Here is a 26,336-nt window from a genome sequence, read left to right as displayed (position 1 = left end):
AAAAAAGCGCCCTGGGTTACCCAGGGCGCTTATCAGCCACGCGTCCAATGTTGAGACGATACCGTCTACTCGGCAATAGCGCGCTTGCGACGCTTCTTCAACAGCGGTAAGCCAAGTGACAGTAATGCAATTACCAGCAGCGAGAGTGAAATTGGTTTATCAATAAACGTCATCCAGTCACCCCCCGAGATCTGTAGCGCACGGCGCATGGACTCTTCCATGATATTGCCCAGAATCAACGCCAGGATCAGCGGCGCCGCCGGGAAGCCAAACAGACGCATGCCCAAGCCCAACAGGCCAAAGCCCAACAGCAGCAACAGATCAAACACGCTAAAGCTCATGCCATACACGCCGATCATGCAGAAGATCAGAATCAGTGAGAGCAGCAGCGGCTTGGGAAGATCGAGGATTTTGGCAATCAGCGGGATCAGCGGCAGGTTCAAGACCAGCAGGAAGATGTTGCCGATATACATACTGGCTACCACACCCCAGAACACATCCGGGCGTTGCTCAAGCATCATCGGGCCTGGTGTAACACCCATCACCAGTAGCGCGCCCAGCAGTACCGCCGTGGTGCCCGAGCCCGGTACACCCAAGGTTAAAAGCGGTACAAACGAGCCGGTACACGCCGCATTGTTGGCCGCTTCCGGCGCCGCAACGCCTTTGATATTACCCTTACCGAAAGTGTCACCGTCTTTGGCAAGACGCTTTTCCATGCTGTAGCCCAAAAATGAGCCAATCGTCGCTCCTGCGCCCGGCAGTACACCAGTAAAGAACCCAAGCACAGAGCTACGGCTGACAGGGCCTGCGATCTCTTTCACTTCACTTCTAGTGAGTTTTAACGAACCAATGGCATTACGCGGGGCTTCTTTACCGCCACCGCCGCGCAGCAGCATGTAGAACACTTCGGCTAACGCAAAGATACCCAATGCCACGACCAGGAAGTCGATGCCATCCAGCAGCTGAATAGAGCCAAAGGTAAAGCGCTCGGTACCGGTTTGCAGGTCGATGCCCACAATCGAGATGATCACCCCGACCACAGCGGCAATGAGGCCTTTGACCAGCGACTTATCCGACAATGAGACCACGGCGGTTAAGCCCAGCACCATTAATGCAAAGTACTCAGCAGGGCCAAAGCTTACCGCTACCTTGGAGAGCAAGGGCGCGACCAGCATCAAGAAGATAACCGAGACAGTTCCGCCCACAAACGAGGAGTAGGCGGCGATGGCCAGCGCTTTACCCGCCATGCCTTTTTTGGCCATTGGGTAGCCATCAAAAGATGTGGCGACCGTACCTGCAACGCCTGGGGCATTGAGCAGGATAGAGGAGGTGGAGCCACCAAAAATAGCGCCATAATACACCCCTGCCATTAGGATCAAGCCGGATGAAGGCTCCATGGCAAAGGTGATGGGAATCATTAAAGCCAGCGCGCTGATCGGCCCAAGGCCGGGCAGCATGCCGATAATCGTACCGGCAAACACACCGGCAAATACGTAAGCGATATTGATAGGCTCAAGCGCGATGCCGAAGCCATACATTAAATTATTTAAGGCATCCATGGGATCTACTCTCTTAAAAACCAGCTCGGAAACAACGCAGGAGGCATTACCACATCGGCATTAGAAGGGGATAACACCGGTCGGCAAGTAAACATCCATCACCCGTGTCATCGTCAGATACAGCGCCAACACAACCCCTAGCGATGTCGCCAGGTTGACCGCATGACGACGATAGCCGTAGTAAGCCGTTAACCCCGTGCACAAAAGCGTTGAGGCCAGTACAAACCCCAATGGCACCAGAAGTAGCGCATACGCGGCAATGGCCAGTGACGTAACAATTACACGTCCCCATGGCGTCATCAGCAGCGGGCCTTGTTGCGCGTCGTGATCAATCTCATCGGCACCGGCAAGCGGTGAGGGTTTCTCGAAAAACAGAAACACAGAGAGAATCAGCAGCGAAAAGCCGAGTACTTTAGGGAACAGGTCAGAGTCGACCGGTCGCGGCAAGGGAAAGGTGGGGATTTGCCATGCCATGGCGATATACGCAGCCGCCACTAATGCCAACACCAGCGCTAACCACTGATTGGTATTTAATTTCGTCATTGGAGTTTCTCCGAGGAGCACGTACCTAATCGTCACGAACAGGCATTCCCGGCGGCACAAAGAGGCCACCGGGATAACACGCTATAGCACTATAGGTTATTTATTGACGCAGTAGACCCAGTTCGCTTAACACGCCGCTGAACTGCTCTTGCTGCTCATCAAGGAAGACACCGAACTCTTCACTGTTCTGGTAGGCATCAATCCAACCCAACTGATCGCGGGCTTCTTGCCAGCCATCGGTTTCGAGCATTTCGGCAAACAGGTCCTGATAGTAGGTCACTGCTTCTTCCGGCATATCTGGGGTGCCCATTATGCCGCGCCAAATATCGAAGGTGTAATCCACACCCTGCTCTTGATAAGTCGGCACTTCGGCCAGACCGCCACCCAGGCGCTCCGGTGAAGAGACACCTAGCGCACGGATCTGGCTGCCTTCACCCAGCTGCCCCACCGACTCACCGGCACCGGTAATCACCGCTTCAATATGACCGCCCATCAGGTTGGTCATGGCATCGCCACCGCCGGAGAACGGAATGTAATTGACACTTGATGCCTCAAGGCCCGCTGCGGATGCCAGGCCCGCAATAGAGATATGATCCATGGAGCCAGGTGCACTGCCGCCGCCTACGCTTAAGCTGGGATCTTCCTTGAGCGCATCAAACAGGTCGTTGATCGTCTCGTACTCAGAGTCCGCCGACACCAGCACAATGGAGTAGTCAGTGATCAGGCGAGCAACTGGCGTGAAATCAGTGTGGTCATAGCGTGAGGCACCGGCCAGAGGCACCAGAATAATCGGCGGGCTGGTGGCAAACAGCTTATGCGGATTACCGCTATCACGAGCGATTTGCGCCCAAGCCACGGCACCGCCGCCGCCAGGTACGTTAATAGCCGCATAGTTCTCGTCAGCAAGCCCTTCTTGCTGAATAACGCGCGATACAGTGCGTACCAGCGTATCCCAGCCGCCACCCGGATTGGCGGGTGCCACGAACTCAACCGATTTGCTCGGTGTCCACTCTTGTGCCTGAACGGAGGTCGTCATGCCTGCCAGGGCAGCCATCGGTAGAGCGATCACGGCTAAGCGCTTCAAGGAAAGTACGGTCATTTGGCGTTCTCCACATATAAATGTTGTTGTGTGGTCCACTGTTATTATGTCGTGGTTACGCCGCGAACGTTAGAAGCGCTGGGCCTTTACGACAAGCTTGTGAACATAAAAAACAAAATGTTCTTTGTGGGCATTTTGTTCATTTTGTTCACAGGCACGTTAACCAGCCAACCTAAAGCGACTTAAGCCAGCTATGGGCTGCCTCAAGCAGCTGATAGCGCCGCTCTGGCCGACCCACATCACCGTAGCCAAGTTCGGCACTGACTCTTTGTTCAGCCACCAGAAACTCCAGGTAGCGTCGAGCGGTTGAGCGGCTAGCCCCCATAATGCGGGCAACCTGCATGGCGGTCAGCGGCGTCGCCTCAGCGGCCATGGCCTCCCCCACTCGGCGCAGCGTTAGCCGGTCGATGCCTTTGGGCAGCGCGCTGGACGTCGGGCGCGGCGCCTCGCCTGGCTGCAGTCTTTTAAACACGTGATCCAGCTCGTCCTGGTTCATCTCATTACGCCCTGAAAGCGCCTCGCGCTCACGACGAAAACGCGCCAGCATCTGCCCCATGCGGGCAGCTTCAATCGGTTTGATCAGATAATCAAATACGCCCCCACGCAGCGCCTCGCTGATGGTTTCTACCTCACGGGCAGCGGTGACCATCACAATATCCACATGGGTATAGTCACGCCTGATCGCCCATAGAAGCTCCAGCCCTTCCACATCAGGCAGATAGGCGTCCAGCAATACCAGGTGGATAGCGGCAGCCTGTTCCGCCATTAACGCCTTGGCTTCGCTACCGTTACGGGCAACGCCTGCGATATAAAAGCCTTCGTCCTGTTCAACAAACGCTTTATGAATATCGGCAATGCGAAAATCATCTTCGACAATCAGAATGCCGTATTGAGCTGCAGGCATGCTCACTCCTCTTACGGTCGTCATTATTATGGTGAGTCGTGCGTGTCAGGTTCAGCGCATAGCGAGCGGTCCAGCACCGCAATAAAGCAGGCTCCGCCCAGCTCGCTCTCCTCAAGCGTGATGGCTCCGCCATGCTGGCGACACAACCTTGCCACCAGCGCCAGGCCGATACCACTGTGCTTGCCCGTTTTGGTAGAAAAGCCCTCCTCGAATATCGATTCAGCATGTTCGGGGAGCACGCCTGGCCCATTATCCTCTACTTCGAGCAGCAATTGCTCCCCCAGGTCGGTGAAAAACAGCCGCACGCTGGGCATACTGCTATTGGGGCCATTAAGCGCGGCATGGCAGGCATTATCCAGTAGATTACCGACCACGCTCATCATGACTTCTTGTCCAGTGGGCGTTAGTGGGCAGGAGAGCGAGCTCTGCTCGTCGATCTCAAGCGTTACGCCCAGCTCGCGTGCCCGGGTAAGCTTACCCAGCAACGTACCACTGAGCACCGTGTCAGCAACATGGCGCATCAAAAAACTCATTTGCGCCTGAGTCCGCTCGGTTTCCTGATGAATCAGCGCCAGCGCTTCATCGATGCGCTCAAGCTGGAGGAGCCCTGAAATGGTATAGAGCTTATTGGAGAACTCATGCGCCTGGGCACGCAGCATATCCACATCGCGGCTTGCCTGGGTAAGCGCTTGGGAAAGATCAACAATTTCGCGGCGGCTACGGAACGTGGCCACAGCGCCTTCGATTTCACCATCATGCAAAATGGGCACCCGATTGACGATGGCCGGGTGATCGCCCAGCCACATCTGCTGGTCAAACTCCTGCTCACCGTGCTTCAGCACTTCCAGTAAACGGGTGTTAGGCACCACGTCCTGAATCGGCAGCCCCAGTATGACGTGCTCATCGGGCAGGTTAAGAAAGCGTTTGGCCTGCTGGTTGACCAGCGTGATGTGGCCATCCCGGTTGACGGCCAGAATACCCTCGTGAATGGATTGCAGGATCGCTTCTTTTTCCATCGCTAAGCGGGCGATTTCATAAGGTTCCAGACCCAGAATGACCTTTTTAAGGTGCTGGGAAAGCCAGTATGCCCCGGCAAACCCCAGCACAATCATCAGCCCGACCAGTACCCAGCCAAAGCTTGTATAACGGGCAACATCCATTTCGACCCGATCCATCATAAAGCCGACGGAAACGAGCCCGATAATATTGCCCTCTTCATCCCAAACGGGCGTTTTTCCGCGCATGGCGGTGCCTAACGTGCCGGTCGCCTCGGACACGTAGGACTGCCCATAAATCAGCGCCTGGTCGTTATCGCCGCCCACCATCGCCTCGCCAAGGCGCTCAGGCACGGGGTGTGAATAGCGGATCGACTGCGCATTACCCACGACCACATAGCGCGCTCCGGTTTCTATACGCACCCGCTCTGCCAGTGGCTGAATAATCATCGCCGGGTCGGGAGTCGCGAAGGCGCTAACGATTTGGGGCATACCGGCCACTGTTTTCGCCACCGCCAACGCCCGCTCACCCATTTGATGGTTGATGATATCGGCCTTACGATGATTGAGATATGCCCCCTGAGCCAGTAGCATGCCGGCCAGCAGCAACCCCACCAGCAACATCACTTGCAAACGGAAACTGCGTTTATACCAACGCCGTTTAGTACGCGTACGGCGCCAGCGCTGTAATTCAGCTAAGGTACGGGGGCGGGAATTAGTCATGGTGGAACTCAAAGTACGCGACAGCGTCATTATGACATGCGCGGTAAGGGGGCGTTAATCGCCATCTTTTATGTCATTAGGGAGGCGCTGGGTGTTCAGCATATTTAAACGCGTTATTTCGTCGAGCAGTTACCTGTTTGCCAGTACTGCTTTTTTAAGCGTTGTGCTTGTCAGTCCCGCGGTCGCTAACCCTTTTTATGCACCTCCGCCGCCTACCGACGACGCGCCGGTTTTTAGTGGCGATGCTGAACTTGGCTTTACGCACCTTTCCGGCAACACCAATAGCCAGACGCTAATTGGCAAAACCCGCCTGACCTGGCTAACCGGCAATTTTATTCACTCGCTGCGCGGCGAGGTGCGCAACGTGAGCAAGGATGGCGAAACCAGCGCCGAACAATATTTGCTCGCTGCCCGCGAGCGCTACGATTTTAAAGGCCCGCACTATGTATTTGGGTTTGCCCGCTGGGAGAAAGATCGCTTTGCGGGCTACGACCAACAGCTTTCCGTGATTGGCGGGTATGGGCGCCAGCTGTTAGAAGGCTCGCGCCATTCACTCTCGCTTGAGGCAGGCCCTGGTTACCGTAATGACCGCCTGCGGGAAGCTGAGAATGAACAGCTCGCGGTTGCCTATACCGCTCTGGCCTATCACTGGAGCTTTTCGGATTACGCCGATATTGATCAGGAAATGTCGGTGGAATATACCGATAAAAACACCACAGGCAGGTCGCTAACCGCGCTCACCGCACGGCTCAACTCTCGCATGTCGTTACGCTTGTCGCATGAGGTTAAGCACAACTCTCAACCGCCGGATGATGCCAGCGAACGTACCGATAACACCACCAGCGCCTCGTTGCTGTACCACTGGTAGCAAAAGCGGCGATGGGTGTGAATGGCCCGCCAGTAGAAGTACTGTCGCTGTTTTCGCAGTGCTTCAATAGGGGGGGCATTGGCCTGTTTTCCAGCCCTCATTTTAAGCCTCCCCTTTAATCGCGTTCGACTTTGGTCTAGTGGCACGATATACTAGCGCCAGTTTCCTGTCCTCGCGCCATTCAATGAATGGCGCTTTTTTTTTGCTGCGCTTTCCGCATTTGCGCTGTTTCCTCATGTTCCACCCAAGGTGTTCTTATTGATGAACCAACCAACCTCCGGTGCTGAAAGCCATAAGCACCCATCGCTTGGCGATCCCATCGTACTCACGCTAAGCATAGGATTTATCGTGCTTTTTCTAGCACTTTCCTTTTACGACTTGGACCTTGTCGCCGACTCGATCAGCCAGGGTTTTGCCTGGAGCGCGCTGACCTTCGGCACCTACTTCCAGTTTCTGATGCTGTTGACGTTCTTTATCGCCATCGGACTTGTGCTGACCCCAGCCGGCAACGCCAAGATCGGCAACCTGGATAAACCGGAGCTGAGTACCTTCAAGTGGCTTTCGATTATCCTGTGTACGCTACTGGGCGGTGGGGGCGTCTTTTTCGCCGCCGGTGAGCCGATCTATCACTTCGTAAACGTACCGCCTACCTTCGACACCGACCCGGGCGTGGCCGCCGCGGTGCCCGGGGCACTGGCGCAGTCGTTCACTCACTGGGGCTTCGTCGGCTGGGCGATACTGGGTTCGCTCACCGCGATTGTGCTGGCCCACGCCCACTACGTGAAAGGCCAGCCGCTGCAACCGCGCACCCTGCTCTACCCGTTATTCGGCGAGCGCGTAATGCGTGGCCCGCTGGGTGGCGTGGTGGATACCTGCTGCGTACTGGCGGTAGTAGCGGGCACCGTCGGGCCGGTCGGTTTTCTGGCTACCCAGGTCAGCCATGGCCTTGAGGTGCTGTTTGGGCTGCCCAACACCTTCGTTACCCGGCTTTTGGTTCTGGCGACTCTGGGCATGGTGTACGTGCTTTCCGCGGTCAGCGGTGTTCACAAGGGCATGCAGCTCTTGAGCCGCTTCAATGTCATGCTGGCGCTGGGCATCGGCGCGGTCATCTTTTTGTTCGGGCCGACACTGTTTCTGTTCAACAGCTACTTTGCCGGCATGGGCACGTATCTGGACGACTTCTTCAAGATGGTCACCACCACCGCGGAAACCGCACCGGCGGATTGGATGCAGTGGTGGATCGTGTTCTTCTACGCCTGGTTCATCGCCTTTGCACCCTTGATGGCGATCTTCGTGGCGCGTATCTCCCGCGGGCGCACCATTCGCGAGATGATTCTGGCCGTGGCGGTCATCGCCCCCATCGCCACCACGGTCTGGTTCACGCTGCTGGGCGGCTCGGGCATTTACTACCAGCTGACCGGCGTGATCGACCTGACCGATGCGCTGACGAACTTTCAGTTCGACATCGCCACGCTCGCCTTGGCCCAGGCATTGCCCGGCGGCACTTGGATGGCGCTGGCGATCCTGCTGCTGACGACCATCTTCGTGGCCACCACCGGCGACTCCATGAGTTACTCCATTGCCATGGTCGGTGCTGGCCACGACGAGCCCAGCCCCTTTCTACGCGCCTTCTGGGGCGTGATCATGACAATCATGGCTGCGGTGCTGCTGGCCATGCGTGAAGGACAGATCGCTGCGCTGCAGCAGTTCATCGTGATTACCGCCGTGCCGGTATCGCTGATTCTGCTGCCCTCTCTCTGGGATGGCCCCAAGGCAGCGTTTGCCATGGCGCGTGAGCAGGGAATTATTGACTAACCGCTAGCCCAGCACCTGCTGCGTATGAGGCGAATCTGCTCGCCTCGTACGCTATGATCACCATGATGAACAGGTGATCAGGAGCATCCCCTTTGGCCTCACGCAACCTTCCTTCAACCGCCGCTATGCAGTGCTTTGAGGCGGCGGCGCGCCACATGAGTTTTACCCGGGCGGCCGATGAGCTAAGCCTGACCCAAAGTGCTGTCAGCAAGCAGGTCGCCCACCTTGAATCAGCGTTGCAACATAAGCTGTTTCGCCGCGTAAGACGCACGCTTGTGCTCACGCCAGAGGGCGCCATCTTTTTAAGCGACGTGCGCAAGGTACTCGCCCAGATTGAGATGTCGACCCACACCATCATGACTTATAGCGGCAACAGTGAAGTACTTAAAGTAGCCACTCTGCCAAGCTTTGGCAGCCGTTGGCTGGCGGATAAGCTTCCTTCCTTTTTAGCCGCCAATCCGGGTATTAGCCTGGAGTTTCACGACCGGGTGGAAGACTTTGATCTTGAGCAACAGGATATTGATATTGCGTTGTTTTACGGTCACGGTAGTTGGCCTAACCTTGCCTGCCATAAGCTGGTGAATGAGGAGATGGTCGCGGTTGCCGCCCCATCGCTTCTGGCTCGGCACCCCATCCATACTGCGAGCGACTTGGCCCAGTTGCCACTACTTCACCTATCTACCCGCCCGGATGCCTGGCACCACTGGTTTGCAGATCAAAAGATCACCACTGATCGCAGCTACCACGGCACCCGCTTTGAAACCTTTCCCATGCTGGTACGCACCGCCATGGCTGGCGGCGGCGTTGCCTTAGTGCCTCACTTTACCGTGGATGAAGAGCTGGCCGCCGAACGCCTTGTGCTCGCCTGGCCGCATCGGTTGTACAGCGAAAGTGCGTATTATCTTGTCTACCCTGAGCACCTGGGTGAGCTGGGTAAAGTACGTCGGTTTGTGGCACATATAACGGCGAGTGCCGAATGCCGCGTATCAACCACTCAGGCCACCGATTAGGCAGCCTAAGCATCACCGCATACTGAACGGATTACATCGCTAATGATGCCAGCACGCGCTGTTTGGAAGCCTGCTCCCTTTTGGCATAAAGCGCCAACTCGTCAGTCACCGGGGCGCCAAGTGCTTCTTCAAACGCTTCACGGTTGGCATTGCCCGTATAGGCTGCGTTTTCGCCACCGCCCAGGTTTGATTGGAAGATACCCGCCGCACTGACCGGCAAGAAGTCTTCATAGGTAATCGGCTGGGCTTCCACCAGGCCTTTGGTAATTAGGGCGTCCATATCGGTACGGGCATCACCTGTAGCAGCTTTTCCGGCTTCTGTGAGGTGATAGTGGAAGTAGGCCAGACCTTCGCGGCGCATTGCCTCATCGCTGTCCGGCATGGTGGCAAAGACCTTGTCCATAACGGCCTGGTGAGCGTTGTTATCCAGCCCGGCGGTTTGCTTGCGGCCTTCCTTAAGCAGCTGATCATAAAGCGCGCGCCCTTTTGGCGTTAATGCCATACCGCGCTGCTCAATTTCACCAAAGCGGGCGGTATGCGTGCCCTGGGTATCGCCTGCAAAGCGGATCGACTCCTCTAACGCTTTAAAGCTTGTCTGACGCAGCAAAATGGGCGCTTCACGGCGCGGCGGGCCTTCGATGACCGCCTTGGGGTTCATACCGGCGCTGGGCATACGGCGCTGCACTTCGTCGATATCCAACGTGCGCGGCGTTAAATGATTGATATGCGGCCCACGAAAACATACCACATCGGCGATCAGACGGTGCTCATCGCTCAGCGCTTGATAAGTACCCAGATCGACCGTGGCATCCTGGTGCCAACGAAACGTTTCCAAGGCCTCTGTAACAAACTGATCTGCTTCCTCAGAGGTTAACCCGCCTTGTGACTCAAAGCGTTCAATCAGCTCACGCACTTTGGGCGTGAAAATATCCCGTTGGGCGAGGATTTCCTCAGCACGCTGGCGCAGCAGCTCACTATCGATAAGCTCCAGGCGCAGCAGCGAGGTAAAAATACGGAATGGGTTACAGGCCAGCGCATCATCCTCAATAGGGCGAAACGCGGTGGAGTGAACCGGTACCCCAGCTTCAGAAAGATCGTAATAGCCCACCGGATACATGCCCATGACGGCAAATAAGCGGCGCAGCGTGGATAGCTCTGCGGCTGAACCCACGCGAATCGCTCCGTGGCGCTCTACGCTCAGGCGCGCAAGCTCGCCCTGAGCCTCCAGGCGACGGCGTAACTCTGGCTGCTGGCGAAGCGTCTCCTGATTGACCTGCTCAACCAACGTTAGCAGCGTGCCGTATTGGGGGACTTCCGTTTGGTACATCGCCGACATGGCGCTGGAGAAGCGATCACGAATAACGTTGGTGGCTAAAAGCGAGGACTGAGTCATTTTACGGCTCTCTGTGACATCCAATTCAGTATGGACCCCATGGCCGACAAGGGAAGGTTCATTGCCATTATTTTCCTTCCGTTCAGGGGTGAATGGCGTTATCAAAGCAAATTACCAGACAAGACCACAAACGAAAAAAAACGCTTAACGCATGCCAAATTGGAATGCATAAGCAGAGAAGCACGCACTCTAAACCGTCATATCGAAAGGCAGGTCAAAAAAAGGAATGGATAACGTTTGTGAAATGGCAGAGCAACGCTACAGGCTCTCCAGCAAACGCAGGATCATCTGCGGCTGCTGGTTGGCTTGGGCAAGAATCGCCATGCCCGCCTGCTGGAGAATTTGTGCGCGGATCAAGTTGGAAACTTCCCGGGCGTAATCCGCATCCTGAATGCGCGACTGGGCCGCTGATAGATTGACAATATTGTTGTTGAGCCCGTCGATGACGCTTTCAAAGCGGTTTTGCACCGCACCAAAGTAGCTACGCTGCCCGGCGACTTGCCAATAACAACGTCAGTGACGTATTTATCGGCCTGAACGGGTAAAGCATTAATTATTTTTACCGCTCATGCTTTATCGTTAATGAGCGCCCACTAGCGGCCAACACTTCATCAATAGGGAGCCTGACGTAATCATACTCAAGGTATCCCTGATCCATTAACTCGCCATTCCACGCCACAATATCCAGATCCATGGTGCGTGGGCCTGATTTATTCAGACCTCGTACGCGACCCAAGCGGTTCTCGACCGCTTTTAAATACAGCCGAAACGCTGCATAGGGAAGCGGCGTGCGCACCAATAGCGCGGCATTGAGAAAATCGGCCTGCTGTAAAAAGCCAACAGGGGAGGTACGGATTGGCTGAGAGTGCGTGACCAGATCGCATTCACTGTTTAAAAGAGACAACGCTCGTGTGACATTCAGCTCAGGTTCAATATTCGAGCCTATCGAGATGAGGCATTCATGCAGCCGTGTATCTCGCCCTGCTCGTAACGCCGTTGTTGACATAACGATCACTCAACTAGAGAGAAGCCGAAATATTATTAAGCACTGTAATGATCATACCTCAGACTAGCGCTATGCTCTAAGTGTGCAAGCAATCAGACAACTAATAACAAACGCAAGATAAACGAAGCACGCCATATAATTATTAAAGACAGGGATAACAATGACGACTAAAGCAGCATTAGTGACCGGGGGTGCTACCCGTTTGGGACGGCATTTTTCAGAAGCATTAGCAGAAGCGGGATACGATATTGCACTCCACGTTAATAGCTCACGAGATGAAGCTGAAGAGGTAGCACACACTATCCGCAGCAAAGGGCGCGAGTGCGAAATACTGCCCTGTGATTTTTTGCACGATCCGCTGGATACACTGATTGAAGCCGCTATACGGCGCTTTCCGCATTTAGATGTTCTGGTTAATAGCGCCTCCACTTACCAAGCCGCATCCATTGCTCAAACGGACATGGCACTCCTGGAGACGCAGTTTCGCGTCAACCTATTTACCCCGCTGTTGTTAATTCAACATTTTGCTAACGCGGTGTCTAACGGCTGTGTGGTGAATATCATTGACAATAAAGTGGCCTATCATCAATACCCTTATGCGGCGTATTTGTTGTCTAAAAAGGGGCTGAAAGAGATGACCCAAATGGCCGCACTCGAATTCGCACCGCGTATCCGGGTCAATGGTATTTCTCCCGGCGTAGTACTGCCCACTTCCCAGCGTAGCCACGACTATATTGCATGGCGTCTGGAAGGCATCCCCCTTAACCGGCAGGGAACGCCCGCCCACTTAACAAAGACGCTGTACTACCTGCTGGAAAACGATTTTGTTACCGGCCAAGTGTTATGTGTCGATGGAGGTGAGTCGATCTACCTGGAAGGCAGGCATTCGGAGAACTATCTAGAGTAACAACCAAATTAACAGCCACTCCAAAACATTTCTAACAACGTAGAACGCAGTGGGGCCGCCCAAAGGCGGCCCCAAAACGCAAAGTAGGTGTGCTAACACCTAAGCATTAGACATCGTCACCCGTGGGTAGATTTTGCTCAGTCGTCTCACTAGACTTATCTTTCCGGCGAGGTGAAAAACGGTCATCTACCTCACTTTCACCTGCCTTTGGCTGCCCAGCAGGGCTACCGTCGATAGTAAAGTCCTGTTGCATAATGCGCAGGTTGGCAGGCGGCGCTGAACCGGACTTGTCCTGACCGAAGTACATCGTGGTATGCGGGAACGGTATCTCAATGCCCGCCTGATCAAAGCGCAGCTTGACCAGACGATTATACGCCCGACCAACACCCCACTGATCGCCCGGCGTGGTTTTGATAACCACACGAATATTGACGGCGCTGTCGCCCAGGCTTATAACACCGGCGACCGTCAGATCAGCAAGGATCTTATAGCCATACTCTTCGCTGGCTTTCAGATCATTAAAGGCAAGCTGGAGCTGCTCAATCGCATCATCAATGCTCTCACGATAAGCAATGCCGTACTCACCGACATGGTTACCGTAGTCGCGCATGTAGTTAGAAACGGTGTCAACGCTTGAGAAGGGAATGATGTGATAGGTGCCCGAAAGATCCCGAATGCCTACCGAACGAATGCTTAATCGTTCTGCGGTCCCGGTGATGCCACCCAGCGTTACCACATCGCCTGTATTCATGGCATTCTCGATCTGAATGAAGACCCCGGTAATAACATCCTGTACCAGCCTCTGCGCACCGAAACCAATAGCTAAACCCAGCACCCCGGCACCGGCAATCAGCGGGCCGATGTTAATGCCGATTTCGGACAGTAGGATCATCCCGGTAATCGTGAGCATGGCGATAGCCAGCGCGTTGCGGAACAGGCTCAGCAGCGTTTTGGCTCGAGGAGAGGGCTCACCACCGCCGGTTTCCGGGTTGAGCTTATGCTCAATCAGGCTCGCAAGCCCTAACCACACGCCCAGCGCAACAATCAGAATCAAGGCAATGCTGACCAGTCGTCCTACCAGCATCGTTCCGCGTTCAGAAGCGTACCAATTGGCTAGATTGAACGCACCCCAGGCATCCAGCACCACCATGATAACGACGACCAGGATGATGGTGCGTAGCACACGCAGCGCGTTGGGAACGTAGCTGTTAAGACGCGGCTCAAGCAGCGGCAACTTACGACGCAAATCGTCCGACAGGCGAATGCGATGCCCAATCGTTTGGGTCAGGAAGGTCGATACCAGAAGCCCTATAACCACCGCAGCCAATGTTTTCAGTGTTGCAAAAAGCACGAAAGGCAGTGCATCGCCAGGGCGCGTCAGTATCAAAACGAAGACCATTAAGAAGTAGATCAGCGCAAAAAAGTGCCAGGTACGTGCAAAGAGCTGAAGCGATACACGGCTTGCCACCATCGACGTATTGGCCGCCGCATCATTCAAGTGCCCTCGGATGCGAATACGGTTCTTGAGCACCACACTGACCGCATAAACAAAGGCCACAATCATAATTAATGTGCCAACCGCTTGGCCTACGCTGGCAGCCAGGTAGAAATTGATCAGCGGCACGGCAACCATTAGTCCGTAACCGACCATGCCGATAAGACGTGCTATCCAACGGTTCCAGTAGGAGGCTTCACCGGTTGAAATTGGCAACAATCGCAGGCCTTCGTAGTGTGAGGAAAACAGCATCCGCATCACTGCTTTCATCAACTCAATGACCAGAAAGGCATTGAGAAACAGCGAAGCCCTCGTGGAAAGCTCGCCCGTTTCACCAATCGCGAACGTGGCCACTAGGTTACCGCCCACGTACGCAAGCCCTACCAATATAAAGTCAATAAGTGCCGCAATAATGACGCAGCAAATCAAGCGCAGCACTGGCGTCATTCCGGCGCCATTGAGCGACCATTTGCTCACCCGCGTAAAGGCAGACCTGGCCATCCGACGTAGTGCGAAGAAAATCACGAAGGTCGCAACGATCACGAGGCCCAGATTAATCGCGGCCTGGACGAAAGCTGACGAATCAAAAGCACTCGCGCCTTGCCCGGTAAACAGGTTACCCATGATGGAAAAAGCTTGCTCAATCTGCAGGCCAATATTACTGACAACATCGCTTGTCAGCTCCGCCAACTGGCGCGGCAATGAGACATCCTCTGGAGCCAAATCGCTTCCTTGAGCGGCGGCTTCAGGGGATAACTCAGCCTCTAAACCGGCGGGCAACGCGGATGCCTGTTGACGTAATACATCAATTAGCTCTTGGCGCGACTGCTCATTTTCGAGGAGATCAGCAAGTGCTTCGTAAGAAGCGGGCACTTCCGCTGGAGGCGATGCACGATCACTTTCGACCGTCGTCGTTTGGGCTAATACCGGCGTGGCAAAAAACACAAGCAGTGTCATTAGCCAAATACCTAGCCAGGGAAATATACGTATTGACGTCACGCCTGTACCTCCGTTAGAGAAATGCTTTCTTAAATTTAATTGCTAGCCTGCTTTATGCAACTACAAATGCACGCACCAAGCAGGCTGATAACGTATAAAGCGTACAGCGTAACATGGGAACATAATAAGGTCTGGCCGTTAACTTGACGCAACTAACCCGTGATCGCGTGACGCTCAATTCTGACAAAGCGGTAACAGCCACTGATTTGCAAGGCCCAGCACCACGCCATAGCGTACGCCCTTGGCAACCACAATCCACAAAAAAGCACGCCACCAGGGAAGCCGAAACAATCCGGCCAGTACCGTCAGTGGGTCGCCCACCACCGGCAGCCAGGAAAGCAGTAGGCTGGCCTCGCCAAGCTTGTGATACCAGCGCTCGGCCTGGGCAAGGCGTTTAGGCGATGCAGGGAACCACCGGCGATCCTGAAACTGACGTGCATAGCGGCCCATCGCCACATTGACCAGACTGCCCAGCGTATTACCAGTGGTCGCTACCACCCAGAGTAAAATAGCTGGCTCACCCAGACACCAAAGCCTGGCAAGCCATACTTCAGAGCCGCCAGGCAGCAGGGTCGCACTAACAAACGCAACAAGGAAAAGACTCAGCATGTAACGGGTAGCCGAACGTTAATGCGGCACCTGGCCCCCCAGTTGAGTGGTAATTTCATCGGCTACCTGGCGCACCAGCTTACCCAGCGCCAGCAGGCGCGCTTCAGGGATACGCGCCATGGGGCCTGAAACAGAAATAGCCGCCAGCGGCGTGGCGTGCTCGTCGAAGATACAGGCCGCGACGCAATGCAGGCCAATGGCGTGCTCCTCGCGGTCGCAGGCAAAGCCTTGATCACACACCTGGTGCATTTCGGCGGTCAGCACGCCTGGACTGCACAACGTATTGTCGGTAACGCGGGCGAGTTCACGATTATCCAACAAGCGAGCACGTTCGTCAGCGGGCATCCATGCCAGTAGCGCTTTACCCACGCCAGAGGCATGCAGTGGAGCGCGTGAACCCAAGCGAGTAATCATGCGCATCATTTGGGGCGACTCGTGTTGGGCCAGAAATACCGCCGTATCGCCATCGCGGATACCCAAATTGGCGGTCTCGCCGGTTTCAGCGGTTAAGCGGCGTAGAAAGGGGCGGCTTGATGCCACCACATCGCGAGCTTCTAAAAAGCTGTTACCGATACGGAAGGTTTTGACGTCAATACGCCATAACCCCTGCTCGTTCTCCTGGCTAACAAACCCCTGGCTTTGCAGAGCCTGGAGCAAGCGGTGGGTGGTAGAAGGGGCTAACTCGGCTTTTTCAGCCACGTCTGACAGCGCAAGCCCTAGTGGGCTTGCCGCTAAAAACTCCAATAACGTTAAGCCGCGTACCAGCGACTGGCTATGCCCGCCACTCGCTTTAGCGGCATTTGCCGGACGCCCGACCGTCCTACGCTTGGCTTCACTCACCCTGCTCTCTCCTAAAGACGCAAAGAGCAACAGGATAACGTGCCGCAAAGGCCGCTGTCGCGTTTACGGAAACGAATTCCACTAATGGAGGAAACTAGCGAATGGCAGAACATCGCTATAGATAGAAAACGGCTACAGGCGTGGCCGCCGACATTACGCCACTCCTTGGTGCTGCTATCAGGCCTTCTCGCGATGGTTATAACCCAGCGGATGGGGCTGGCCACGCTCTTTGGCAAGATCAATTTGGCGCTGACGCTCACGGGCGGCGGCACGCGTTTTCTCGGGCAGCGAGTTGATGCAGTGTGGGCAGCTAATCCCAGGCTCGTAGGCTGACGACTGCATGTCGTCTTCGGAAATCGGCATACGACAGGCGTGGCACTGCTCGAACAGGCCTTCACTCAGGTCGTGACGCACGGTGACGCGGTTATCGAACACAAAGCACTCGCCACGCCATAACGACTGCTCTTCGGGGACTTTCTCCAGGTAGTTCAAAACACCGCCCTTGAGGTGGTAGACCTCGTCAAACCCCTCTTTGAGCATAAAGCTGGAGGCTTTCTCACAGCGAATACCGCCGGTGCAGAACATGGCGACTTTTTTGTGCTTCTCCGGGTCGTAATGCTCACGTACGTAGTCGGGGAACTCACGGAACGTGGTGGTTTTTGGGTCAACCGCGCCATCGAAGCTGCCAATCGCCACTTCGTAATCATTGCGGGTGTCGATCACCAACACTTCGGGGTCTGAAATCACCTCGTTCCAGTTTTCAGGCTCAACGTAGGTACCAACGGTGTCGTTAGGATCAATGCCCGGTACGCCGAGGGTCACGATCTCTTTTTTGAGCTTAACCTTGGTGCGATAGAACGGGGTTTCGTCGCAGTAAGACTCTTTATGGTCGATATCGGTCAAGCGCGGATCAGCGGTCAGCCAGCCAAGCAGTGCATCAATACCTTCGCGAGTCCCCGCGACGGTGCCATTGATACCCTCTTTAGCGAGCAGCAGCGTGCCTTTAACATCATGGTCGACCATGGTTTGGCGCAGCGGCTCACGCAGCGCTTCAAAGTCATTTAACGTAACGAATTTATACAACGCCGCCACGACAATACGCGGCGTATCGCCAGTTTCAGAAACAGGTGCAGACATAACAAGCTCCAGTAGTCACCCTCGTAAAGGGCGGACCGGGTTAATAAACGCGCATAGTCTAGCGCAAACAGCGCAGCGCTTGAATCCTGCCAGATTGACGCAGGTCACTCGCGGTTTAAAAATTCGTCAATTTAATCGACGTTATCATGCAGAAACCTTCACCCCACGCCGTGCGATTTCAGGCGTATATTGAGCGCATTCCTTCAACAGTTATTCCTTCAACACAGCGGGGAGCACAACATGAAAATTCGTCGCGCGGATGAGCGGGGCTATGCAGACCACGGCTGGCTGCGTTCGTACCATACGTTCTCGTTTGCCAATTACCATGATCCCAAGCATATGGGCTTTCGCGCCCTACGGGTGATCAACGAAGACCACGTTGCCGGTGGTCATGGTTTTGGTGCCCACCCGCACCGCGATATGGAGATTATCTCCTACGTGCTGGAAGGCGAAATGGAGCACAAGGACAACATGGGCAATGGCGAGGTCATGCGCCCGGGCGATGTACAGCGCATGTCAGCGGGCACCGGCGTTGTGCACAGCGAGTTTAATCACTCCAAAGAGAACGGACTGCACTTCCTGCAGATCTGGATTGAGCCCAAAGCGCTTGGCATTAAGCCCAGCTACGAGCAGAAAGCATTTCCAGCCGCAGACCGCCAAAACCAGTGGCGCCTGGTAGCATCACAGCAGGGCCGTGAAGGCTCAGTGAGCCTGAACCAGGACGTTAATCTTTATGCAGGCTCGTTTGATGCAGGCGACAGCGTGAAGACACCGGCTACCCGCTATGCCTGGCTGCACGTGGTCAAGGGCGCGGTCGAGGTTAATGGCGAACAGCTCAGCACCGGCGATGCCGCTGCGTTTGAGCCTGGCGACGCGATCAGCGTGACCGGCCAGGATACAAGCGAAGTACTGCTGTTTGATCTTGCTTAGCCCTTTTGCTCAGTGCTACCCGCCTTAACAACCCAAACGGCCCCCTGTCGGGAGCCGTTTTTTTACGCCATCAGCCAAGTGTTTTGCGTTGTCACCAAGCCTCGCTGCTGCCAATCCTAGCTATTGTGCGCAGAGTAAAGCGCACGGATTTTCAGCGTGTGCTCTACCTGCCTCAATGCTTCCAGCGCTTGCGGGCCGTAGGCTTTGTCGACATCAATGACCACATAGCCGACCTTATCGTTGGTCTGCAGGTACTGGCCCGAGATGTTAATGCCGTTTTCGGACAGCACGCGGTTAATTTCCGACAGTACGCCCGGCACGTTGTCATGAATATGCAGCAAGCGGTGCTTATCGGGGTGGGCAGGCAGCGCCACTTCGGGGAAGTTGACCGAGGTGATCGTGGTGCCGTTATCCGAGTAGGTCGTCAGCTTTTTGGCCACTTCAATACCGATATTTTCCTGGGCTTCGAGCGTAGAACCACCCACATGCGGGGTCAGGATCACATTTTCCAAACCACGTAACGGGCTTTCAAACTCTTCATCGTTGCCCTTGGGCTCCACCGGGAATACATCCACCGCAGCGCCGTTGAGATGGCCTGATTTGATGGCATCCGCCAAGGGTTCAATTTCCACGACACTGCCGCGTGAGGCATTGATGAAGATGGCGCCTGGTTTCATCGCAGCAATCTCTTTCGCGCCAACCATCCAGCGGGTAGAGGGCAAGTCCGGTACGTGCAAGCTCACCACATCCGAGCGGTTTAACAGCTCTTCAAGGCTGGCGACCTGGCTTGCATTACCCATGCCGAGTTTGGTGATGATATCGTAGTAGATAACGTTAAAGCCCAGCGACTCGGCAAGCACAGAAAGCTGCGCGCCGATGCTGCCGTAGCCAACAATACCCAGCGTTTTACCACGTGCTTCGTGCGAGTTTTTGGCTGATTTCAGCCAGCCACCCTGATGAGCACGGGCATTTTTTTCAGGGATACCACGCAACAGCATGATCGCTTCTGCCAATACCAGCTCAGCGACCGAACGGGTGTTGGAGTACGGCGCGTTGAACACGGCAATACCACGCTTTAGCGCCGCATTCAGGTCCACCTGGTTGGTTCCGATACAGAAGCAGCCAACGCCGACCAGCTTCTCTGCCGCTGCAAATACTCGCTCATTAAGCTGGGTACGCGAGCGAATACCGATGAAATGTACATCACGGATCTTTTCGATCAACGATGCTTCATCTAGCGATGTCGGCAGATGCTCGATATTTTCATATCCGGCATTTTGAAAATTGTCCACCGCACTTTGGTGGACGCCCTCGAGTAGCAGGATCTTGATCTTGCTCTTTTCCAGGGACGTTTTAGCCATGGCTGAATCAACCTCTATGGTCGGCGGCGTGCGCCGTGTATCGGTTCACGGAAAGGCCGTATAGTAGCACACCGCACACCCATCAGGCCGATACGAACTGATGAAATGTGTGCGTTATCAAGATGAAAACAGTGCAAGTCATACGCACAAAGCGGCCTGGGGCAGACGCCACCCCCTGGCCTCGGTGTATACTGTGCGTTTGTCATGGCAGGCACACGCGCAGCCTTTTTGATGGGGCGCCAGAAAACAGTAGGCATTGACCAATGAGCGATACCACACCTTCACCGCAGGATTTTGCGGCCACGGTTGACCAGCTGGAAACCATCGTAGAACGTCTGGAGTCAGGCGAGCTCTCATTGGAAGATGCGCTGGGCGCCTTTGAGCAGGGCGTACGGTTGACGCGCGATGCCCAGCAACGCCTGGATACCGCCGAGCTAAAAGTCCGCGCGCTGAGCGAAGATAGCGAAGGCCGTTTAAACGTCACGCCGTTTGCTGATAGTGAATCGCCCAAGGATGACACTGACGAGGGTAAGGAGACGCCCCCATGGTAGCGACCAACGCTCCCTCATTGACCGCCTTACGTCAGGCCAGCAATGCCCGGGTAGACGCCACGCTAAACGCGCTTTTTGACGAGCGCGCCGTGGTACCGCGGCTTGATAACGCCATGCGACACGGTCTTTTAGTGGGCGGCAAGCGCTTGCGCCCGCTGCTTGTTTATCTTGCTGGGCAGGCGCTGGGGGCACGCGATAAAGACCTCGACGCGCCGGCCGCCGCCATTGAACTCATCCACGCCTATTCATTGATTCATGACGACTTGCCCGCCATGGATGACGACGATCTGCGCCGCGGCCAGCCCACCGTGCATATCGCCTATGACGAAGCGACCGCGATTCTGGCAGGCGACGCGCTACAAACGCTGGCCTTTGACGTGCTGGCACGCACCGCTCACCCGCGGCTTGGCAGCCTGATCACGACGCTTGCCACGGCGTCTGGCCGTGGAGGCATGGTGGCAGGCCAAGCACTGGACCTGGCCGCTATCGGCGGCCACCCTGACGTGGACGCCCTAGCGCACATGCACGCTCATAAAACCGGTGCGCTGATTGTGGCGGCAGTGCGTATGGGCGGGCTGATTGCCGTTGACGAGAGCGACCCGCGTTTAAACGCCCTGACTCGCTACGCGCGCGCCATTGGTCTAGCCTTCCAGATTCATGATGATGTCCTTGATGTGACGGGTGACACCGTGACACTCGGCAAAACATCCGGCGCTGACGCTGCACGCGCCAAGCCGACGTATCCCAGCCTGTTGGGGCTGGAAGGCGCGCAACAAAAAGCGCGCACCCTGATTGACGAGGCCATTGCCGCTCTCGCCCCATTAGGCGAGCAAGCCGCCCCCTTGGCCGAATTAGCCCACTATATGATCGAGCGCGACCACTAGATGCCCATGAAGCTGTTCGACGAGATTCCCCGCGAGCGTCCGGCAACGCCGCTGCTCGACTCTTTTGATCACCCCGCTGCGCTGCGGGCCATGAATACCCAGCAGCTTGCCCAACTGGCTGACGAGCTGCGTGCCTACCTGCTTTATAGCGTGGGCGTTTCCGGCGGCCACTTTGGCGCAGGCTTGGGGGTAGTAGAGCTGAGCGTGGCCCTGCACCACGCCTTTCATACGCCCAAGGACCGCCTGGTGTGGGACGTGGGCCATCAGGCCTACCCGCACAAAATTCTTACCGGCCGCCGTGAAGCGATGCTCAGCATTCGCCAGCACGGCGGCCTGGCGGCATTTCCGCGCCGCGCTGAATCCGAATACGACACCTTTGGCGTGGGCCACTCCAGCACCTCTATTTCCGCGGCACTCGGCATGGCACTGGCCGCCCAGGCCAAAGGCGACAACCGCCGCGTCTGCGCGATTATTGGTGATGGCGCACTCACGGCGGGCATGGCCTTTGAAGCATTGGCCCATGCAGGCCACGTCAACGCCAACATGCTGGTCGTGCTCAACGACAACGAGATGTCGATCTCGGAAAACGTCGGGGGCCTGGCGACGTACCTCGCCCGGATGATGTCGAGCAAACCCTATCTCAAAATGCGCGAAGAGGGCAAAAAAGTGCTCTCTCATCTGCCCGGCGCATTGGAAATTGCCAAGCGCACCGAAGAGCACATGAAAGGCATGGTCAGCCCCGCCACGCTGTTCGAGGAAATGGGTTTTCACTACATTGGCCCGATTGACGGGCACGACCTTGAGGCACTGACCGAAACACTGCGTAACCTGCGCGAGCTGGATGGCCCGCAGTTTTTGCATATCAAAACCTGCAAAGGCAAAGGCTTTTTACCCGCCGAGGCGGACCAGATTGGCTACCACGCCATCACCAAACTTGAGAAAGCCAGCGTGACACCCACGCCGCCGCCCAAAGCGCCGTCCGCCCCCAAGAGAAAATACTGCAACGTATTCGGCGACTGGCTGTGTGATATGGCCGCAAGCGATTCACGCCTGATAGGGATTACCCCCGCCATGCGCGAAGGCTCCGACCTGATTCGTTTCTCCAAGGAGTACCCGGCGCGCTACTTTGATGTAGCCATTGCCGAACAGCACGCCGTGACGCTCGCGGCGGGCATGGCCTGTGAAGACATGAAGCCGGTGGTGGCAATCTACTCAACATTTTTGCAGCGCGGCTATGACCAGCTCATTCATGACGTAGCGGTGCAGAACCTGGACGTTACCTTTGCCATCGACCGGGCGGGCCTTGTGGGTGAAGACGGCCCCACTCACCACGGCAGCATGGATTTGTCCTTTTTACGCTGCGTACCCGGCATGGTCATCCTGGCACCTGCCGATGAAGCCGAGTGTCGCGCCATGTTGAGTGCGGCCTATCATCATCCTGGCCCTGCGGCAGTGCGTTACCCGCGCGGCACTGGCCCCGGCGTGGAAATTCCTGAGCACCTGGAATCGCTTCCGATTGGCAAGGCGGAGGTACGCCGTCAGTCACAAAGCGATGGCGTGCGCATTGCGCTACTCGCGTTTGGTAGCCTAAACACCGCAGCCGCTGAAGTTGCCGAAAAGCTCAACACCACGCATATCAATATGCGCTCTATCAAGCCGCTGGACCGCGACACGGTCCTCCACGCGGCCGACGAGCATGAGCTTCTAATAACCCTTGAAGAGAACGTCGTTGCGGGTGGCGCGGGAAGCGCTGTTAACGAACTGCTCAACGCTGAAGGTGTGCAGGTAGAAGTGCTCAATCTCGGCCTGCCCGACGCATTTGTAGAGCACGGCACACCGGATGAATTGCTGCGGGACTGTGGCCTGGACGCAGAGGGCATCGAAGCCGCCATTCGCCAGCGACTGCCTTCACTTTCAAGTTAAAAGCAACACCGCGACTGATCGACAAGCACCCTCAATAGCGAGGCGCCACCCAGCTTGGGAAGACGTAGTAGTGCGAGGTGATCCCATGGCTGCCGTTATGCAGCATCTCAAGCGGCTTTTACCCCGTTCTCGCAGAACTCAAACCAGGAGTTCTATATCAGGGTCGCCCCATGTGCAGCAGGGGCAATCGAACCCATCGGGCTGATTGAGTTTAAACAGTGAACGGGCACGGGCGTTGGCCGCCTGCCGGGTTGTGATACTCAAAAACCCTGAGATCGTGTACCGTAGAGTTTTTTGGGGCACCCTGGTGGAACGAGGGCATTGCGCTTCTCCAAACAAAAGGGCAGAAAGCCTGGTAACAAAAGTTAGCACGCTTTCTTTTACCGCCTTACGTTCAGCGAAAAACGCCGTTTGGTCAAGCGACAATAGCTGAGAATGCCCGCCCTCAGCTGCAAACCCACGACTTCTGACGCTTAGAGAGAGCCATGTTACTACTGATTATATTTTTTGCCCTGGTGGGTTATGCCATCGGCGGCGCCACTGGCCTGTTCATTGGCGGTGTACTGGGCTGGTGGCTAGCACGACGCCTCGCCAAGCGGTTAAGAGAGGCGCGCATGCGCCTTCAGGAAGGCTTTTTAGAGTCGATTTTTTCCGTTATGGGCTGCCTTTGCCAGGCCGATGGCAAAGTGACCGAAGGCGAGCTTAGCGTTGCCGAAAAGCTGTTTGACCAGATGCATTTGCAAGGGGCGCAGCGGGCCAAGGCACGCGCTGCCTTTGAGCGAGGCCGTGCGGATAACTTTGATCTGGACGCTGAGCTTGCCAACGTCGGGCGCCTAACCCGCCATCAACCGGTTATGCGCCAGGTGTTTTTACAGGTTCAGCTGTCGGCTATCGCCGCTGACGGTGTCTTGCATCCTGAAGAGCATGAAATGATCGTGCGGGTAGCGCGTGGCATTGGCTGTAGTGAAGCGGAAGTACAGCAGATTGAAGCCATGCTGCATGGCGCAGCCGCCAACTCCCAAGGAGCCAGTGAAGAGGCGCTTAAGGACGCCTACCGCGTGCTGGGTGTGGGTGAAGAGGCAAGCGATGCCGAGATCAAAAAAGCCTACCGTCGCTTAATGAGCCAAAACCATCCGGATAAGCTGGCCGGTAAAGGCTTGCCTGAAAGCATGCGTGAAGTGGCCCAGGCGCGCACCAGTGAAATCGGCAATGCCTACGAGCGCATTCGCAAGGCGCGCGATAACCAAGCGTAAGCTGCTTATAAGAAGGGGGTCAGGCCGAACACGCGGCCCTGCAAAGGCCGCGTCCATCATCCTGCCAATATCGACATCCTGACACCAGGCCGCTAAATTGGAAGTGTCTTCTTTTCGCCAGCCTCGGCTGGCACTTTGTCAGGAGCGCGCCATGATCACGCTATACACTTATCCTCGCTCACGCTCGCTACGTGCCGCCTGGACGCTTGAAGAGCTGGGCCTTGAATACCAGTGTCAGCATGTTGCGTTGGAGAAAGGGGGAGGCCAAACCTCGGCGTATCTGGCACATCATCCGGCTGGCAAAGTACCGGTACTGGAGGATGGCGAACTTACCCTGTTTGAATCGTCGGCCATTTGCCGCTACCTGGCCGAGCACTACGGTAACGGCAAACTGCTGCCGACTAACGCCGCCGAGCGTGCCCTGGTCGACCAGTGGTTAAGCTTTATCGTGACCGAAGTCGAACAGCCGCTCTGGACCCAAGCCAAGCACACCTTTGCGCTACCTGAAGACAAACGCGTACCGGCCGTAATTCCTACCGCAGAGTGGGAGTTTCAGCGCGCATTGGGCGCTCTTGAACGCCGTTTTCAGGGCCAGGAAACGCTACTTGGCGGCGACTTCACCTTGGCCGACCTGTTTCTCACCCATACGCTTTCCTGGGCCATCGGCATGAAGCATCGCCTCCCCGAGCCGTTCTTGATCTACCACAAACGCCATACGCAGCGTCCGGGCTTGGCAAAAGCCGGTGAGCGCGAGCAAGCCGCCGCTCAGTAAGCCAGCACCGCGTTTTACACCGTATGAGGCAGTACCGTTGCCACTACTGCAAAGTAGTGGCAGATGCTTCCTCCCACCACAAAGAGGTGCCAAATAGCGTGATTGTAGGGAATCGCACGCACGGCATAGAAGATTACGCCCACCGTATACGTAATGCCGCCCGCGGCCAGTAAGGCGATGCCGGTTACCGAGAGCTTCGCCGCCATTTCTTCTGATGCCAGCAGTATCATCCACCCCATCAGCAAATAAATAACCACGCGAAAAATCGACAGCCGCTGCGGCCACAGCAGCTTGCAGGTAATGCCTATCAGCGCCAGCGACCACACGGCGGCAAACAGTGCCCAGCCCGTTGGGCCGCGCATATTCACCAGTAAGAAAGGCGTATAGGTGCCTGCAATCAGCAAGTAAATCGCGCAGTGGTCCAACAGTTGAAAGCGCTGCTTCCAAAGCCGATGCGGGATACCGTGATAAAGCGTAGAGGCGGTATATAGCAATACCAGCGTCATGCCGTACAAGCCAAGGCTTGTCAGTTTCCATGGGTCTACCTGAGCGGCAATACTCGCCATGACCAGCAGTACCACTGCCCCAACAACGCTTAACAATGCGCCCACCCCATGGCTGATGCTATGTAAGCGCTCTTCTAATGCACTGAACTCTTACTTGACGCTGGCTGTGTGGCTCATATCCCCTCCACCGTGTGTTAACGGTCATGAGTAGCAGCGAACGACGCGGCTAACCTGGATAATAGAGTTCTGGATAA

Annotated in this window: 22 protein-coding genes and 2 pseudogenes; 10 read left to right on the top strand and 14 right to left on the bottom strand. The window is 55.9% G+C overall.

Annotated elements, in window-relative coordinates; translation table 11 throughout:
• Positions 1-65: 65 nt before the first annotated feature.
• From ACT3RQ_RS15690 to ACT3RQ_RS15670, 5 genes are all read right to left on the bottom strand, one after another.
• The gene (locus ACT3RQ_RS15690; protein ID WP_172116949.1) at positions 66-1,559 is read right to left on the bottom strand and encodes a tripartite tricarboxylate transporter permease; all 1,494 of its coding nucleotides are present in this window, start codon (positions 1,557-1,559) and stop codon (positions 66-68) included.
• A 60-nt stretch (positions 1,560-1,619) separates the two neighbouring features.
• Positions 1,620-2,102, bottom strand: a complete 483-nt coding sequence (locus tag ACT3RQ_RS15685) for a tripartite tricarboxylate transporter TctB family protein (protein ID WP_192527751.1) — start codon at positions 2,100-2,102, stop codon at positions 1,620-1,622.
• Between the two features lie 100 nt (positions 2,103-2,202).
• A complete protein-coding gene (locus tag ACT3RQ_RS15680) occupies positions 2,203-3,201 on the bottom strand; it encodes a Bug family tripartite tricarboxylate transporter substrate binding protein (protein ID WP_444680830.1) in 999 nt (332 codons plus the stop codon).
• A gap of 172 nt (positions 3,202-3,373) precedes the next feature.
• On the bottom strand, positions 3,374-4,105 hold the full coding sequence (locus tag ACT3RQ_RS15675; protein ID WP_444680829.1) for a response regulator: 732 nt from the start codon (positions 4,103-4,105) through the stop codon (positions 3,374-3,376).
• A 26-nt stretch (positions 4,106-4,131) separates the two neighbouring features.
• Complete coding sequence (locus ACT3RQ_RS15670; protein WP_444680828.1) at positions 4,132-5,823, bottom strand: ATP-binding protein; 1,692 nt, start codon at positions 5,821-5,823, stop codon at positions 4,132-4,134.
• Between the two features lie 133 nt (positions 5,824-5,956).
• Here ACT3RQ_RS15670 and ACT3RQ_RS15665 point away from each other — a divergent pair, with 133 nt between their 5' ends.
• The 3 genes from ACT3RQ_RS15665 to ACT3RQ_RS15655 all read left to right on the top strand — a co-directional run bounded on the left by ACT3RQ_RS15665 (position 5,957) and on the right by ACT3RQ_RS15655 (position 9,516).
• Complete coding sequence (locus ACT3RQ_RS15665) at positions 5,957-6,691, top strand: DUF481 domain-containing protein (RefSeq protein WP_444680835.1); 735 nt, start codon at positions 5,957-5,959, stop codon at positions 6,689-6,691.
• Positions 6,692-6,952: 261 nt separating this feature from the next.
• On the top strand, positions 6,953-8,506 hold the full coding sequence (locus tag ACT3RQ_RS15660; protein ID WP_441678044.1) for a BCCT family transporter: 1,554 nt from the start codon (positions 6,953-6,955) through the stop codon (positions 8,504-8,506).
• Positions 8,507-8,598: 92 nt separating this feature from the next.
• Positions 8,599-9,516: a LysR substrate-binding domain-containing protein gene (locus tag ACT3RQ_RS15655; RefSeq protein WP_444680827.1), complete on the top strand. Its 918-nt coding sequence runs from the start codon at positions 8,599-8,601 to the stop codon at positions 9,514-9,516.
• Positions 9,517-9,547: 31 nt separating this feature from the next.
• On the opposite strand, the gene hglS is transcribed toward ACT3RQ_RS15655, so the two are convergent.
• From hglS to folK, 3 genes and pseudogenes are all read right to left on the bottom strand, one after another.
• Entirely contained in the window at positions 9,548-10,909 is a 1,362-nt protein-coding gene (gene hglS / locus ACT3RQ_RS15650; protein WP_444680826.1) for a 2-oxoadipate dioxygenase/decarboxylase HglS, read from the bottom strand.
• A 258-nt stretch (positions 10,910-11,167) separates the two neighbouring features.
• Positions 11,168-11,398: pseudogene (locus tag ACT3RQ_RS15645) on the bottom strand (flagellin); the annotation flags it as partial.
• Between the two features lie 70 nt (positions 11,399-11,468).
• Positions 11,469-11,915: a 2-amino-4-hydroxy-6-hydroxymethyldihydropteridine diphosphokinase gene (gene folK, locus ACT3RQ_RS15640; protein WP_193054073.1), complete on the bottom strand. Its 447-nt coding sequence runs from the start codon at positions 11,913-11,915 to the stop codon at positions 11,469-11,471.
• 160 nt (positions 11,916-12,075) lie between these two features.
• On the opposite strand from folK, the gene ACT3RQ_RS15635 reads away from it, so the two are divergent.
• Positions 12,076-12,822: an SDR family oxidoreductase gene (locus tag ACT3RQ_RS15635; RefSeq protein WP_444680825.1), complete on the top strand. Its 747-nt coding sequence runs from the start codon at positions 12,076-12,078 to the stop codon at positions 12,820-12,822.
• Between the two features lie 106 nt (positions 12,823-12,928).
• Here the strand turns inward: ACT3RQ_RS15635 and ybiO are convergent, their stop codons facing one another.
• The 4 genes from ybiO to trhO all read right to left on the bottom strand — a co-directional run bounded on the left by ybiO (position 12,929) and on the right by trhO (position 17,902).
• Entirely contained in the window at positions 12,929-15,274 is a 2,346-nt protein-coding gene (gene ybiO, locus ACT3RQ_RS15630) for a mechanosensitive channel protein (RefSeq protein ID WP_444680834.1), read from the bottom strand.
• A 216-nt stretch (positions 15,275-15,490) separates the two neighbouring features.
• Positions 15,491-15,925 (bottom strand): YqaA family protein, encoded by a 435-nt coding sequence (locus ACT3RQ_RS15625; protein WP_087110633.1) that lies wholly within the window; start codon positions 15,923-15,925, stop codon positions 15,491-15,493.
• 18 nt (positions 15,926-15,943) lie between these two features.
• Positions 15,944-16,765: an IclR family transcriptional regulator gene (locus ACT3RQ_RS15620; protein ID WP_444680824.1), complete on the bottom strand. Its 822-nt coding sequence runs from the start codon at positions 16,763-16,765 to the stop codon at positions 15,944-15,946.
• Positions 16,766-16,942: 177 nt separating this feature from the next.
• Positions 16,943-17,902, bottom strand: coding sequence for an oxygen-dependent tRNA uridine(34) hydroxylase TrhO (gene trhO, locus ACT3RQ_RS15615; RefSeq protein WP_444680823.1), 960 nt, complete (start codon positions 17,900-17,902; stop codon positions 16,943-16,945).
• A gap of 240 nt (positions 17,903-18,142) precedes the next feature.
• Between trhO and ACT3RQ_RS15610 the strand changes: the two genes are divergently transcribed.
• Entirely contained in the window at positions 18,143-18,832 is a 690-nt protein-coding gene (locus tag ACT3RQ_RS15610) for a pirin family protein (RefSeq protein WP_444680822.1), read from the top strand.
• Positions 18,833-18,948: 116 nt separating this feature from the next.
• Here the strand turns inward: ACT3RQ_RS15610 and serA are convergent, their stop codons facing one another.
• Positions 18,949-20,193: a phosphoglycerate dehydrogenase gene (serA, locus tag ACT3RQ_RS15605; protein ID WP_444680821.1), complete on the bottom strand. Its 1,245-nt coding sequence runs from the start codon at positions 20,191-20,193 to the stop codon at positions 18,949-18,951.
• Between the two features lie 263 nt (positions 20,194-20,456).
• Between serA and ACT3RQ_RS15600 the strand changes: the two genes are divergently transcribed.
• From ACT3RQ_RS15600 to ACT3RQ_RS15580, 5 genes are all read left to right on the top strand, one after another.
• Positions 20,457-20,744: an exodeoxyribonuclease VII small subunit gene (locus tag ACT3RQ_RS15600; RefSeq protein WP_444680820.1), complete on the top strand. Its 288-nt coding sequence runs from the start codon at positions 20,457-20,459 to the stop codon at positions 20,742-20,744.
• A complete protein-coding gene (gene ispA, locus ACT3RQ_RS15595; protein ID WP_444680819.1) occupies positions 20,738-21,628 on the top strand; it encodes a (2E,6E)-farnesyl diphosphate synthase in 891 nt (296 codons plus the stop codon). The genes ACT3RQ_RS15600 and ispA overlap by 7 nt, the downstream gene beginning before the upstream one ends.
• The gene (gene dxs, locus ACT3RQ_RS15590) at positions 21,629-23,551 is read left to right on the top strand and encodes a 1-deoxy-D-xylulose-5-phosphate synthase (protein ID WP_444680818.1); all 1,923 of its coding nucleotides are present in this window, start codon (positions 21,629-21,631) and stop codon (positions 23,549-23,551) included. It begins immediately after the preceding gene.
• 485 nt (positions 23,552-24,036) lie between these two features.
• Positions 24,037-24,804 carry a co-chaperone DjlA gene (gene djlA, locus ACT3RQ_RS15585; RefSeq protein WP_444680817.1) on the top strand — a complete coding sequence of 256 codons (768 nt, stop codon included), beginning with the start codon at positions 24,037-24,039 and terminating at the stop codon, positions 24,802-24,804.
• 151 nt (positions 24,805-24,955) lie between these two features.
• Entirely contained in the window at positions 24,956-25,576 is a 621-nt protein-coding gene (locus ACT3RQ_RS15580) for a glutathione S-transferase family protein (RefSeq protein WP_444680816.1), read from the top strand.
• Positions 25,577-25,590: 14 nt separating this feature from the next.
• Here the strand turns inward: ACT3RQ_RS15580 and trhA are convergent.
• A pseudogene (gene trhA / locus ACT3RQ_RS15575) lies at positions 25,591-26,232 on the bottom strand (PAQR family membrane homeostasis protein TrhA); the annotation flags it as partial.
• Positions 26,233-26,336 lie beyond the last annotated feature (104 nt).

The sequence above is a fragment of the Halomonas sp. AOP43-D1-4 genome, from assembly GCF_052446175.1.
Lineage (GTDB): Bacteria > Pseudomonadota > Gammaproteobacteria > Pseudomonadales > Halomonadaceae > Vreelandella > Vreelandella citrativorans.
Note: the sequence above shows the minus strand (reverse complement) of the source record. Positions and strands in the feature narration are given on the sequence as shown.

What these genes read in the sequence shown, in the direction of transcription:
- ACT3RQ_RS15690 (WP_172116949.1), bottom strand. Translation starts at nt 1,559, where the DNA reads ATGGATGCCTTAAATAATTTAATGTATGGCTTCGGCATCGCGCTTGAG.
- serA (WP_444680821.1), bottom strand. Translation starts at nt 20,193, where the DNA reads ATGGCTAAAACGTCCCTGGAAAAGAGCAAGATCAAGATCCTGCTACTC.
- ACT3RQ_RS15670 (WP_444680828.1), bottom strand. Translation starts at nt 5,823, where the DNA reads ATGACTAATTCCCGCCCCCGTACCTTAGCTGAATTACAGCGCTGGCGC.
- folK (WP_193054073.1), bottom strand. Translation starts at nt 11,915, where the DNA reads ATGTCAACAACGGCGTTACGAGCAGGGCGAGATACACGGCTGCATGAA.
- djlA (WP_444680817.1), top strand. Translation starts at nt 24,037, where the DNA reads ATGTTACTACTGATTATATTTTTTGCCCTGGTGGGTTATGCCATCGGC.
- ACT3RQ_RS15660 (WP_441678044.1), top strand. Translation starts at nt 6,953, where the DNA reads ATGAACCAACCAACCTCCGGTGCTGAAAGCCATAAGCACCCATCGCTT.
- ybiO (WP_444680834.1), bottom strand. Translation starts at nt 15,274, where the DNA reads ATGACACTGCTTGTGTTTTTTGCCACGCCGGTATTAGCCCAAACGACG.
- trhO (WP_444680823.1), bottom strand. Translation starts at nt 17,902, where the DNA reads ATGTCTGCACCTGTTTCTGAAACTGGCGATACGCCGCGTATTGTCGTG.
- hglS (WP_444680826.1), bottom strand. Translation starts at nt 10,909, where the DNA reads ATGACTCAGTCCTCGCTTTTAGCCACCAACGTTATTCGTGATCGCTTC.
- ACT3RQ_RS15580 (WP_444680816.1), top strand. Translation starts at nt 24,956, where the DNA reads ATGATCACGCTATACACTTATCCTCGCTCACGCTCGCTACGTGCCGCC.
- ACT3RQ_RS15675 (WP_444680829.1), bottom strand. Translation starts at nt 4,105, where the DNA reads ATGCCTGCAGCTCAATACGGCATTCTGATTGTCGAAGATGATTTTCGC.
- ispA (WP_444680819.1), top strand. Translation starts at nt 20,738, where the DNA reads ATGGTAGCGACCAACGCTCCCTCATTGACCGCCTTACGTCAGGCCAGC.
- ACT3RQ_RS15685 (WP_192527751.1), bottom strand. Translation starts at nt 2,102, where the DNA reads ATGACGAAATTAAATACCAATCAGTGGTTAGCGCTGGTGTTGGCATTA.
- dxs (WP_444680818.1), top strand. Translation starts at nt 21,629, where the DNA reads ATGCCCATGAAGCTGTTCGACGAGATTCCCCGCGAGCGTCCGGCAACG.
- ACT3RQ_RS15625 (WP_087110633.1), bottom strand. Translation starts at nt 15,925, where the DNA reads ATGCTGAGTCTTTTCCTTGTTGCGTTTGTTAGTGCGACCCTGCTGCCT.
- ACT3RQ_RS15680 (WP_444680830.1), bottom strand. Translation starts at nt 3,201, where the DNA reads ATGACCGTACTTTCCTTGAAGCGCTTAGCCGTGATCGCTCTACCGATG.
- ACT3RQ_RS15600 (WP_444680820.1), top strand. Translation starts at nt 20,457, where the DNA reads ATGAGCGATACCACACCTTCACCGCAGGATTTTGCGGCCACGGTTGAC.
- ACT3RQ_RS15610 (WP_444680822.1), top strand. Translation starts at nt 18,143, where the DNA reads ATGAAAATTCGTCGCGCGGATGAGCGGGGCTATGCAGACCACGGCTGG.
- ACT3RQ_RS15635 (WP_444680825.1), top strand. Translation starts at nt 12,076, where the DNA reads ATGACGACTAAAGCAGCATTAGTGACCGGGGGTGCTACCCGTTTGGGA.